7 protein-coding genes are annotated in these 12877 nt (G+C 69.0%); 1 reads left to right on the top strand and 6 read right to left on the bottom strand.

The features are described from left to right. Positions 1 to 26: 26 nt before the first annotated feature. The 6 genes from QSJ60_RS04155 to QSJ60_RS04130 form a co-directional block, all read right to left on the bottom strand. Positions 27 to 458: a hypothetical protein gene (locus QSJ60_RS04155; protein ID WP_285462720.1), complete on the bottom strand. Its 432-nt coding sequence runs from the start codon at positions 456 to 458 to the stop codon at positions 27 to 29. A gap of 157 nt (positions 459 to 615) precedes the next feature. Further along, positions 616 to 1095: a hypothetical protein gene (locus QSJ60_RS04150; RefSeq protein WP_285462719.1), complete on the bottom strand. Its 480-nt coding sequence runs from the start codon at positions 1093 to 1095 to the stop codon at positions 616 to 618. Positions 1096 to 1500: 405 nt separating this feature from the next. Next, positions 1501 to 1992 (bottom strand): hypothetical protein, encoded by a 492-nt coding sequence (locus QSJ60_RS04145; RefSeq protein WP_285462718.1) that lies wholly within the window; start codon positions 1990 to 1992, stop codon positions 1501 to 1503. 9 nt (positions 1993 to 2001) lie between these two features. Continuing rightward, positions 2002 to 2334: a hypothetical protein gene (locus QSJ60_RS04140; RefSeq protein WP_285462717.1), complete on the bottom strand. Its 333-nt coding sequence runs from the start codon at positions 2332 to 2334 to the stop codon at positions 2002 to 2004. After that, positions 2331 to 9104 carry an RHS repeat-associated core domain-containing protein gene (locus tag QSJ60_RS04135; protein WP_285462716.1) on the bottom strand — a complete coding sequence of 2258 codons (6774 nt, stop codon included), beginning with the start codon at positions 9102 to 9104 and terminating at the stop codon, positions 2331 to 2333. Before QSJ60_RS04135 ends, QSJ60_RS04140 begins: the two co-directional genes overlap by 4 nt. Positions 9105 to 9166: 62 nt before the next feature. Beyond that, on the bottom strand, positions 9167 to 12175 hold the full coding sequence (locus QSJ60_RS04130) for a LamG-like jellyroll fold domain-containing protein (RefSeq protein WP_285462715.1): 3009 nt from the start codon (positions 12173 to 12175) through the stop codon (positions 9167 to 9169). Positions 12176 to 12440: 265 nt separating this feature from the next. Between QSJ60_RS04130 and QSJ60_RS04125 the strand changes: the two genes are divergently transcribed. Continuing rightward, entirely contained in the window at positions 12441 to 12875 is a 435-nt protein-coding gene (locus tag QSJ60_RS04125; RefSeq protein WP_285462714.1) for a PaaI family thioesterase, read from the top strand. The last annotated feature ends 2 nt before the right edge of the window (positions 12876 to 12877 follow it).

The raw sequence follows: 12877 nt of genomic DNA, 5'->3' as shown, positions 1-12877 counted from the left end.
CGGAATCCCCCGCCCACGGTGAGGCTTCAGATGGACCTGCGTCGCCAGCCACCAGGGCCCACATACGGTTCCCCGCGCCACACGTACTTCCACTGCCCGTCTCGCTCTCCGATTTCAATTGCCCGCTGCCACCCGCTGACGGTTAGCGGGAACTCGAGATATGGGTCCGATTGGAGCTGTTCGAACGAGGCGCCGCGGGTCGACGACCAAATCGCGTGCATCGCAGCGGGGTCGGTACCGGCGATCTCCCGGTTTTGAATGTGGTCAATGACATTCACCCAGCCCGAGTAGACGAGCTCAGAGGCGATCCCCAACGCGATCATGCGCATCAGTTCGTCTTCATCGCTCTCCGTGCGCAACTTCGCGATTCTCGTGAGTCCAGCCATGCTGACGTAGCTCTCGCTCGCTTCGAGCAGTGCCTGCTCAACGAGCGGGAGCCGAAGCTCTGCCTCACCCATCCGACCCCCTTTGCTCGGCGCTAGCTTGCCCATCCGTCGATCGGATAATCCCCCATACTCCCGAACCGCCGCGAACGAGTTCTCAGCGCCTCGCCGCAGGTGCTCCGGTAAACTCGCGGTCACTTCGGCAGCCTCGTTGAACTCAACCGGCCCACCTTCAGCGATCGCCAACTCGTCCTGCGCTGGCTCGAAGCCGCGCAGCTCTCGCTTGCAGTTCGCAAAGCAAGGCGACGAGCGCTTCGAGGGGTTCTGGATTGCTGCCGTCCCCGTCGTCCAACTCCGACAGAATCCCGTTCAGATCGAGGATGTACTGCTCAGAGTTCCCGGTCAGCATCGTGTGACGTCGAATCGTCCTCCCCCCGCGCTCCACGTCCATCTCGCCGCGGTCGACCCGGCGGGCGACTTCCCCGATGAAGGCCCACCACACGTCATCATCGGAGTGAGGCTCGCCCGACGCCGCCAGCCCCTCGACCAGCAACGAATCGACGCTCTCGTAGTCATCCGGATAGAGCGAAGCCAACGCCATATCGAGCGCCGAGCCGCCACTCACCAGCGCGAGGGATGCCTCATCGACGACCTGCTTCGAGGTCACCAGACCGAATCGAAGCGACGCTAGCGCCGCGAGCACGTCTTGCACGTTGCTTCCCCTCTCCGAGCTACTCAGTTCCGATCTGCGAACTTTTGCTACGTCTCTGCGACCCCCAGTCCCCAAACCACGCCTGGGTCGGCACGGCCTCAGTCAGCTCGCGAAAAATGGACCCAACGCACACCATCGTGCGGCGACAACTGGCGCCATTCGAGGGTATGCTCCGGAATTTGTCCTAGCGAGGCTGCCAGTGCCTGCGCTACGGCGTAGCTCTCCCACACCGATGCTCGGGCAGGGTCGTCGGGTATGGGGTACTTCATGGCTCCCAATTCGGATCATCCGGGGGGGGACAACGCTCGATGCTCGGGTTTCGCGAGGAGAAGGCGTCAGTCAGCTCGGAGAACCTCGGCCCCTGTAGGCGACCCATTCATCAACCGCCGGAAGGCTATCTGCGAGTTAGTCAAAGCGCGAGATTCCGTCGGAAGTCGTCCTCATGAACAACATCCGGTCGTACTCCCAGCCTTGCTCCCTCATCTGGATTGATCTTCCGCAGACGTACTCGATCAACAGTCCTCTGGGATGCGCGAGGTATGGGGACCGGTACTCCTCGCGATTCGACCACCGCGAGAATTGTCGGGGCTCCATCAGATAGAACGATGGAGGCTCGCTTCCGAAGGCGATCCCCGTCAGCTCGGGCGGGTGGGGATCGAGGACCTCGGAGATACCGAGTGGCACGACCAAGACCGGGACTATTCCTTCGCCATGGCTGCGAGCCAATGATCCCAGCTGCGTTAGTACCGCTGCCAAGGTTTTGATATCGGGGGAGTCTGGGAGCCCATCGATCTCATCTACGTGATTGGTTGCGAAGAAACTCTTAGTGACACGCATCGTCTCTACTGCTTCTTTGAACCAACGTAAAAGGTGTTCGTCCATCACTTCGGAAGTCATCTCAAGTGATCATGCGTCCAATGGAAGCGCGGCAAGCCAGCCGATATCGCCCATGTTCGGTTCTCTGCCGAGTGACCGCCATGCAGACATGACGGTCTTCAATTGATCATTCCCTGGCCACGGATTGAAACGACCAGTATCGCCATCGAGGTCCCCCATGACCGCACCCTCGAGTAACTCCTCCAAAATCACCTCGGTGAGTTCCCGAATGCGGGCTTCATCAGCTTCAGGGAAAGATCGCCGAATGATCCGTAGAAGCAACCAGAACTCTACGTAGTCATCGCGAAGCTCTTCACGTACGGCAGATACGACGTATTCCGTTGCGGCCGATTCTTCCATCACGGATTGAACTTCACTTTCGAAACCTCTATACCTGGGATGTTCACGTCGACTGTTGCCGCCGAATTCGGACTACGCGACATCTCAGTCCGGAGCTGAACAAATCCTCCGTCATTCGGAAGCTCGACTCTGGTCAACTTGGAATTCTGCTCAACGATAGTGCCCCCCACTCGGAGCTGATCAAACAGCGCCTCCGCTTCGGCGAACCCGCCGGCAACCTCGCGGATGAGAGGACTGGAACCCTCCTTCCCGATGAGGGTTCCGCCCGGGAGCAACAATTCCTCTGCGGTCTTGTTTGCCGCTTTCCCACTAGCTGCAGCGGCATCGATGCCCTGCTTGATCAGCTTGCCGCCATTGCCGAGCGCATCGCCCGCGAACGGGATCATGCCTGCGAGGCTGAGGCCCACGCAGACCCAGTCAGCCTCGGCCGCACAGAGCGCGCCGTCAGCCACGTCAGCGGGAATCCCGACGACCGGGAACAGACCGAGAACGCCCAGGAGCAGGTGAAGTTCTGACCCGTCTGACGTGTACGTGCCGCCTGCACCGCACCGCATGGGCTCGCAATCCCATTCCCCGGTCTCTCCGTTGAACTGAGACGCCCACTCTGCGTAGCCGGGATTGACCGGCAGCTGCTCCGCGAGCTTGTTCATGTTCGCGAGGATGATGTCGTCGGCGGTATGGCCCGATCCCATCCGCCCGCGAGCGTCGTTCTCGTAGTCGGTAGTCCCGATCGGACGCAACCCGCTCGGGTCGCTCATGCTCGTCGGGTTGTTGTTCGCGTATGCGTACCCGTTCCACTGCTGCGGATCCGCGAGGTCCAGCAACGGGTCCACGCTGAGGAACCGGCCCAGCGTCTCGTCGTAGTAGCGGGCGCCGAGCAACGTCAATCCCGACCCATCCCGTGTCAGCCCGAGGAACTGCCGATCCCCCGGAACCGTCGCAGCACCCGAGGTCCCGCGGGCGGCACCGAACGGATCCGTGTACATCCGGTCGACCGCCGTGACATCCGGGCGTTTCGTGTTCGGCACCGACGCGACCGGCGTGCCATGCGCATCACCCACGAGCGACGACACCCCAGCAAGGCCAACACCCACGCGGACCGCGACCGTCGCCCCGGCGAACCCGTAGTACCGGGCCGCCGACACCGCACCCGAGGTGCTGATCGATACTTCCTGCCCACCGGGCAGATACACCGTCACCCCCGACGCATCCGAACGCACCACCCGGTCACCATCCGCCGAATACACGAACGACGAACCAGACCCCCCAGACGCACCAGACCCGCCCGACTGCAACGACACCAGCTCGGACTCCGCATCCCAGCCCAACTGGGACGACACCCCAGCCTCAGTGCGCGACACCATCCGGCCCGCCCCGTCGTACCCGTACGACGACGACACCCCGGCACCACCATTCACCGACACCGACGCACCCGTCACCGCATGCACCCCGGCACCACCGCCACCGTGCGTGTACGACGTCTCAACGACCCCGGCGGTGCCGTCCGTGGCGTGCACCGACTTGCCCGTGCGGTTGCCCACTGGATCGAACTCGTACTCCACCCAATACGGTGCAGCCCCACCCACGAGGTTCGGGGCGAGCTGATCCGCCGGGCGGTCGCAGTTCGCATCCGCCGCGGTCCATGCCAGGTCCAGGCGGCGCAGCCCGTCGTAGCCGAAGCACTGGTTGTCCTGCTTCGCCGCACCCGTCAGGGCGATGTTCGTCGGCCGGTCCAGGATCGCCGTGACATTGCCCGCCGGGTCGTACCGGTACTCGAGGTCGAGCTCCGTGCCGTTCACCCGCTCACGATCGAGCGCGACCCCGACGAGCCGGTTCGTGCCGTCCTCGTAGTCGTACGTCACCGCCGTGCCGAAGGTGTTGCCCAGATCGGTCGACAGCAGGCGGCCGTCCGAGCCGTAGCGGGAGTCCGCGACGTACACGCCCCAGCCGAAGCCGCCGCCCATCCACGACGGCCGTGACGCGGCGTCGAAGTTGGTCGTGACGATCTCGGAACCGAGCACCGGCTTCGCGACGCCCTGCTTGCTCACGCTCGGCAGCCGGGTCTGCGCGGGCTGCCCGTCGGCGGTGTACGTGTAGCTCGTGGTGAACGTGGTTGTTGCCAGGCTCGTGTACGGCGCCACCTCGGGCAGCACGGTTGCGACCTCGAGCGGACGGTACGCCGCGTCGTACACGCGGGTCTCGTTCGTGAATCGCAGGCCCGCGGGGGTGACCCGCGTCGCCGAGGACACTGGCCCGATGAGGGCGCGGCCCGACTCGTCGACGGACTGGTCGTACTGCCACTCCGCCCGCACCGCACCCGTGACCGAGCCGTCGCGCATGCTCGTGCGCCGTCCGAGCGGGTCGTAGGTGTACGCGAGCGTCTCACCGGCGCCGTTCGTCGTCGTCACGACCCGGCCGAGCTCGTCGTACGTGCTCGTCGTCGTGCCGCTGTCGGGGTCGCTCGCGGCCGTGCGCTGACCGGCCCAGTCGTAGGCGTAGGTCCAGACGTTGTCCTCGGCGTCGGTCATCTTCACGAGCTGCCCCGCGGGGTCGTACTCGTACGTCGTCGTCCGCTGCGTGAGCGCGCGCACCTGCGCCGCGCTCGTCGCGGTGCTCGTCTCAGGGTCGCGCTCGAACTGGGTGAGGCTCACCGTCTTGCCGCGGGCGTCGACCCGGGACTCGGTGGGCACGGCACCCAGCGGCGGGATGACGAGGGTGCGTGAGCCGTCGTACACCGTGCTGGTGCGCCACTTCTCGTAGTCCGGGTTCGAGGAGGTGCCGACCCAGAAGATCTCGTCGGTCGTGCGCCCCGCACCGTCGTACTCGAACGTCGTGCTCGACGGCGGCACCGCGATCGGCACGAGGGCCTTCGCCGCGGGCACGCCAGTGGCGAGCCACTGGCCCGTCGTCGAGTCCACCCGGCCCGCGGAGTCGTAGTACGTGTGCGTCACCATGCGGCCGCGGGCGGCGGCTGCGGCGCGGTCGTCCGCCCCGGCGTCGGTGCCCTCGGCCTGCGTCTGGAACGGGCGCAGCAGCCCGTCGTAGAGCACGACCGCGGCGTGCTGGCTCGTGCCGTCGGCGCCGAGGGTGCGGGTGAGCACCGCGTTCAGCCCGTTCGTCGCGACCGTGTACTCGTACACGACCGACGCCGGCCCGGGAGCGGGATGCTGCGGGTACCGCACCGCGGTGCGCCGGCCGAGCGCGTCGTAGCTGGCGCTCGTGATGCGCCCGTTCGCGTCGGTCGAGGAGGACACCGTGCCCGTCAGCGGGTTCAGCGCCGTCGCCGTCGTCGCCCCGCCGAGCGGGCCGGGCCCGTCGACATCGGGCGTCGTCACCGAGGTGCGGGCGAGGAGCCCGCCCGGCGAATGCTGGTACACGGTCGTCGTGAGCTGCCCCGCCGCATCCGCCACGACGAGAGCGCGACCGCGCTCGTCGTAGGAGCGCACCTCGCTCCTCAGCTCGAACGTCGCGCCCTGCGCGTCGTCCGGATCGAGCGCGAAGGCGCGCAGCAGCCGTCCGGCGCCGTCGTACTCGAAGCGCTCGCTGCCCACGAGGTCGGCCGGCCGCGACACCGCCTGGCCGCACGCGACCGACACCCGCTCGCTCTTCGCAGGCAGCGCCACCCGGTGCGCCGTCGCGAACGCCGCGATCGTGTCGTGCGCGTACTCCGTCGTGGTGCACACGTCGTCGCCGGCGAGCGCCAGATCACCCCGGTCGTCGACCGTGCGCAGCTGCGAGTTCGCATCGAACGTCGACGCCACCCGCGTGTGCCGATCGAGCGCGCCGGATGCGTCGTAGACGAAGCCGTCCACCGTGGTCGAGGGCACCCGGGTCGCCTCGCGGCCGCCCGAGCCCGTCGCGACGACGACCGGCGCGCCGTGCGTCGTCACCTGCTCCGAGACGAGCCGTTCGCCGTCCTTCGACACCGAGGAGAACACCTCGCCGCGGTAGCGCTCGTGGTCGTCCGTCGTCACCCGCGCCCCGCTCGGACCGGCGGTCAGCGTGCCGCCGAGGCCCCGGTAGTAGCTCGCCTGGGAGACGGATGCCTCGTCGCCGGTGCCGACCGTCGTCGTCACCGTCGGGAAGCCACGGAACTCCGAATACGTCAGGTCCTCGGCAACCAGCGTCGCGCCGCTCGGCTTCGCCCAGCCCGCCCCGCCCGAGTACGCGTACGCGGTCGTGACCGACAGCGAACCCGTGATGAGCTCGCCCGGTGACCCGCCCGTCGGCGGCACGCCGTCCTCGACGATCGTGTTCACGACGTACTTGTGGAAGTAGTCGATGCGGGGGTTGGCCTCGCGGTCCGGGTGCCAGCGCACCGGGAAGCACAGCCGGTCGTTCGTGCGCTGCGCCGTCTCGCCGGTGCCGGGCACGTCGCCCGGCGCGCAGCTCGTACGGTAGTCGACGCTGATCGACGCACCGGACTCGGTACGCACGTTCGTCATCCGGTGGCGTTCCATCGCCGGGTAGCCGTCGTTCGCGGCATCCACCCGGTTCTTCAACGCCGTGTACGAGAAGCGGTTCGGCGGCAGCTGCACGTCGTCGGCCGTGCTGTCGGTGCCGCCGTGGCCGGTATGCCGGATCGACTCGAGCCGCAGCATGACCCCCGTCGCGTAGTCGATGCCGATGCCGTCGCCCTGCGCGACGAAACGCTGCCCGAGCTCCCACGAGTCCACCGGGCGGTAGCCCGAGCCGTCGTGCGCGAACGTCGCGATCTTCGCCAGCCGGTGCCGGTCGAAGAACACCGGAGACGGCGTGCGGCAGTCCTCACCGACCTCGCACTCGAGGTCGGTCGGGGTGTCAGGCCACGTCTTCGAGTCCGGCGCCGCCTCGCCCGGGGCGCACAGCCCCGCGGGATTCGACACGTCGAGCACGCAGCGCGGCGCGGTCGTGAACTCGACCTTCGCCGGTGCCGGGGCCGTGCGCTCCTCGCCCGCGCGGGTGCCGTACTCGATGCGCGAGAGGCTGCCGCCCGAGATGTACGCCACGGTCTGCGCCGTCGGGTTCGCCGTGTAGTCGTAGACGTAGCGGTTCGTCTCGGTGGAGTAGAAGTAGCTCATCGAGTTGCCGGAGGCGTCGACGACGTAGTCGAGGTTCCAGCGCCAGACCTGATCGCAGCGGGAGTCGGCGAAGGCGGCCTGGTAGCAGCGGTCGGCGGGGTGGTTGCCGTACACCGGCACCGTCCACGCCGAGTTCTGCGCGACGTCGTCGGCGGAGCGCTTGCCCCGGCCGAAGAAGTACTGGGTGCCGTCGACGGTGGTGACCTTCCAGTACTCCTTGGCCTCGCCGCCGTTCCACGCGCCGGTGAGCAGCTCGACGCGGGTACCGTCGTCCTGCTTCGGGAACCAGCGGCCGCCGGCGCCCTTGATCAGCTCGACCGCGGCGCCCTTGAACACGAGGGTCGCGTTCTCGGGACCCCAGCACAGGTCGCCGCCCTCACGGCCGGCGTTGTTCGCCGCGCCGCCGTCGTCCTTCGTGCAGGCGCGGTAGCCGCGCTCGACGAAGCCGCCGGGCACGTCGAAGCCTTCGCCGACCCAGCCGGACTGGTTGTTCGCCGACGGAACGCGCCCGTCGGAGGTCGCCGAGGAGTACCCGATCGCGAGCTGCGGGCTCGGACCGGCCGGCACCGCGGGCACCCGCATCGGGTACGACCACGCGAACCCGCCTGTCGCGCCGGAGGCGCTCCACGTCGAGGTGGGCGACAGGCTCGTCGCCGACCAGTCGCCGCCGGGTCCGGACACGCCGGCGACGACCGCGAGCCGTGCGGCCCCTGCCGTGGTCGAGAGCGTCGCGGACCGGGTGGCGGATGCCTCGCCGCGATCTGCCGCGCGGGCGGCGAGCTCGCCGCCGCCGTCGGGGGCCTCGCTCGGCGGGGCGTCGCTCCCGGGAGCATCGGTGGCCGGCGCCTCGGGCGTCTCGGTGGCGGGCGCGTCGGTGGCCGGGGCCTCCGGCGCGGGAGTGTCCGTGGCCGGGGTCTCGGTGCTGGGAGCCTCCGTGCTGGGCGCCTCCGTGGCCGGCGACTCCGGCGCGGGCTCGCTCGGCGGCGCGACGACCGCGGGTCCCACGACCGGCACCTCGGCCGAGATCGTCTGGGCCACCGGGTCGTTCACCGTCTTCAGCGGAATCGGCGCGCACTCCGGCGCCTCCGCCGCCTCGGGCGGACAGTCCGGCAGCTGCAGGAACTGCAGCCGCGAGGCCCAGTCGCCGCCGCCGGCCCCGCCGAACGCCGCGTAGGAGAGCTTCAGCGATACCGAGGCATCCGCCGAGGCGGCTCCGCCCGCCGCATCCTCGATCTCGAGCAGGAGCCCGTCCACCCCGGCATCCGCCGCGCCCGCGACGTCCGCGACGCGCACCGTGACCGAATCGGGCGAGCTGCCGTCCTCGGCCGGCGCGACGATCGCGCTCATACCGCCCAGGTCGATCTCCACCCCGGCGTTCGCCGCCGAGAGTGCGCTCACACCGGTGAGCTGCACCGTCTCCTCGTCGGCGTCGGGCAGCGTCGTCGGCCCGACGGCGAACGCCGGCGCCTCCGGCTCGCCCCAGTCGCCGCCGAGCTCGGTGCCGTCGACCGGCGCGGACTGCTGCAGCCGCTCGAACGCGGCCTGCAGGTTCTCCTCGCGCGTCTCGCCCGACGCGGAGGGTTCGGCGCCCGCCGCGAGCCACGGCGCGAGCGGCATCACCATCGACGGGTCGAAGCCGACGACCAGCGCGAGCGCCGCCGCGACGGTCAGCACCCCCTGCCGCGACCTCGACGCCCCGTTGCGCTGGCCCATGACGCCCGCCTTCCGCATCCGCAGATTCCCTCGCCGGGCGCCCGCGCCCGCTCCCCCGCGCATCACTCGCCCACCGTCGGGTCGACCGCGTTCACGTCGCCGCCGAAGTCGCTCGGCTCGGCGCCCTGGCACATGCGGCGGATCTTCGCCTCCGAGAGCACCTGCCCCGAGAACACGCGGACGTCGTCGATGGCGCCTGGCCAGTAGTCGAGTGGCTGGCCGTTGTACTGAGAGCGCCCGACAGTGAACGGTCCGGATGCCTGCCAGGGAGTCGTGGCCCGTGAGGTCTGCGACTTCTTCGGCACCGCGGTAGTGGGGCTTTGCGGGGTTCCGACCGGGCAGGACCAGATCGCGGTTTTCTTCGTCGTCGCATTGTGCTCGGCGACGAGCAGCACCCATTCGTCGACACGCACGGCCTCCGATGAGGACACGACAACGCTCCCCGGATTCGCTAGGACGTCGGCGTTCATCATGCTGAAGCGCCAGCACCCCCTGCCGTCGATGCCGTTCGGCGTGGGGCAGGACGAGGGGTGGTACTGCACGTGGAAGCCCGAGTTCTTCAGGCCTTCCTGCCCCAGAATGCTGTATGGCTTCCCCTTGTTGAGAGCGGCAGCATCCAGCCGCACGAACGCCGAGACCGTGAACGACTTGCGGGTGTCGACGACGGGTCCCGCCGTCGCCGCGAAGTCGTTCACCCCGTCGAAGAGCAGGGCGCCGTCGCCGGCACGCGAGCCGAACAGTTCCCGCGGCCCGGTCGTCCATTGCGCCTCACCGGCGAGCACGAGCGGGTTCTTCTTCGCGACCCCCGACGAGTCGGTGGCCGTGCCGTCCCGCGTGGCATCGTCGAAGGTCCAGACGCCGTCCTCCTCCGGGAAGGCGACGTCGAAGGTGTACGTCGTGGTCGCAGAGACGTTGCCCGCGCGGTCGATCGCGACGACGTAGAGCGAGACGGGTCCGGTCTTCGTCGGCGTGTACGTCACCGTGGCGGTCGCCCCGGTCACGGCCGTCGTCGGCGGATTGGTGCCGAAGCCGTACTTGTAGGACACCACGTCGCTCGCCGTCGAGCTGAGGGTGAATGCGCCTGCGATGCCGACACCGCCGCGTTCCACCCCGCTCGCGTAGACGGCGGGCTGCCCCGTCGCCACCGGCACTACCTTGGGCGCCGCCGGCTTGCTCGTATCCACGGCGAACTCGCACACTGCGGTCGACCATCCCGACCACTTCGAGCCGTCCGTCACGGTGACGCGATACTGGTAGGCCTTCCCGTTCAGAAGCTTGCCGGTGGGGACCGCCATCGTGAACGTCGACCCGGAGGCCTTCGCCGCGATCGGGCGGCTGTTCCAGACCTCGTTCGTGGTGCCCTGATCCACCACCGAGAACTCGGCCTGCACGTTGCCGCCGTCAGGATCGGTCGCCACCGCCGAGATGGTCGGCGTCGTCGTGGCGATCATCGGCCGGCCGGCTCCGGCCACGCACGCGCTCGCGGGCGAGGCGAGCTTCACGTTCGTTGCTTTGTTCGGCGCCCGGTTGTAGCTCACCGCGAGGGTGGCGTCGTAGGCGAACCGTTTCCAGCCGGCCATCGACGACTCGTCGGCAGATTTCAGTCCGAGGGTGATCGCCGTCCAGTTGTAGTCGGCGAGTTGCCGGATCGCCGCCGTGGCGTCGAACTCCTTCCACCCCGCGGTTCCGCAGCTGCTCCGCTGCGAGCCGGTGACCGAGCCGGAGTACAGGCCGACACCGAGCGACCCCCATGTGGTCGAGGAGTTGATCCACCCGGACACGAACAGGTCCGTCGTCGCCGCGTTGCAGTTGTACGAGTGCACCCCGTTCACCCGGAACTGCGCATTGATCACGTCGCCGCCGACCATCGCGCCGATCGAGTCCAGGCCGGTGAACTGCCAGGCCAGTCGAGCGGTGAAGTTCGCGTTGCAGGACGAGTCGGTGCAACGCCCGTTGCCACCGTCGATCGGATCGGTCCACTTGTAGATCGAACTCGAGAAGCCGCCGGTCCGCACCAAGATCCAGTCGGCCGGCCCCTTCCCGCTGAAGCTGGGGTCGATCCGCACGGGCCACACGGTCGCGGGATCCTCGAGCAGCGCGGAGTCTGGGCTGACGACGATCCGGCCGTCGACGACCACGACCGGCATCGCCGCGACGCGATCGCCCGGCATCGCGTGCAGACCGCGCTCCAGCTCAGCGAGCTCCGGATCGGCGACCCCCGCCTCGAGTGCGGGGGCGTCATCCGCCTCGAGTGCGGGGGCGTCATCCGCCTCGACATCGCCCGCGGCATCCCACATCACCGAGGGCGGCGACGAGAATCGCACCTCGTCGCGCTCGTCGAGCACCTCGATCCCGCCCTCCGCGGTGGTGGCGACGCGGAGCCCCTCGGAGACGACCGTTCGGAACGCGACGTCGATCCCCTCGCCGGCGTCGCCGCTCGCCTCGCGAGCGGCGACGAGCGCCGCCTCGAACCGCGCGGCGGCCGCCGGGGAGTCGAGCACGACGATCGGGGTGAAGCCCGTCGCATCCGGGCTGACCGTCACCTCGAGCCGTACCCCGTCGTCGAGCTGGTACGTCGCCCGGGCCCCATCGAGCTCCGGCTCGGGCAGCTCGAGCGGGAACCACACCTCGAGGCGTTCGCCGCCGTACTCGATGACGCCGAGCGGTCGAGGCTCGCGCGCCGGCTCGTCGCCCGCGCTCAGCGAGAGCTCGTAGACGGGCGCGGCGACCTCGATCGCCCCGCCGCCCTCCGCGACGACGAGGGTGCGATCGAGGTCGACCCACTCGCCGTCGCGCTGCACCTGGTTCGGCATGACCGAGAAGTCGGTCCGGGCCGCCCCGTCCGCCGTCGCCCAGGTGCGCTCCCACGGCGTCCGCGCCTCGGCGACCTCGACATCGATGCCGCAGGCGTCGGCGAGTGCCGCCGCCGCGCCGACGGTCTCGGCCGACGGCACCGAGCAATCGGCGCCGCCGGCCTCATCGTCCGTCCCGCGCTGCAGGCCCAGCGAGACGACGACCGTCCCGGACACGACGACCGCGAACACGGTCGCGCCCGCGACCCACCACTTCATCCGCCGTGCACGACGGCGCCCCCCAGCACGCAACGCGTTGCCCCTCCGAGTCGAGATGGAACGAACCGCGGTACCCGCGGCCCCCACACCTTCACATCCACCCGGTAGGTCCCCCGATGCTGAGCATGTACTCGCTACCGAAGCAGAACGCCCGGTACGCAAACAAGACCCCCGAAAGAGGGATGACCTCTCCGCTTCGCCAATCGAATCGGCACAGCTGCCGCCGAACCCCATCCCGTCGCCCGCCCGTGCGAGACTCGAACGCATGAGCATCTGGTTCGGCGAGCCCTCCCTCGAGTGGGCCAACTCCCGCAGCGACGGCACCGCGATCACGAGCCTCGGCATCGAGATGACCGAGCTCACCGAGGACTCGCTGAAGGGGCGCATGCCGGTCGACGGCCGCACCCGCCAGCCCGGCGGGGTGCTGCACGGCGGGGCATCCGTCGCCCTCGCCGAGACGCTCGCGAGCTGGGGCGCGAGCATGACCGTCGACCCCGAGCAGTATTACTGCGTCGGCATGGAGATCAACGCGAACCACGTGCGCCCCGTCGCCGAGGGCTGGGTCTACGGCGAGGCGCGGCCGCTCACGCGCGGCCGCACCACCCAGGTCTGGGACATCCGCATCACCGACGAGCAGGGCCGGCCGGTCTGCATCTCACGCTGCACCATGGCGGTGTTGCCGATCCCGTCGAAATACTGATC

This window comes from Agromyces sp. NBRC 114283, assembly GCF_030268405.1.
GTDB lineage: Bacteria > Actinomycetota > Actinomycetes > Actinomycetales > Microbacteriaceae > Agromyces > Agromyces mediolanus.
Note: the sequence above shows the minus strand (reverse complement) of the source record. Positions and strands in the feature narration are given on the sequence as shown.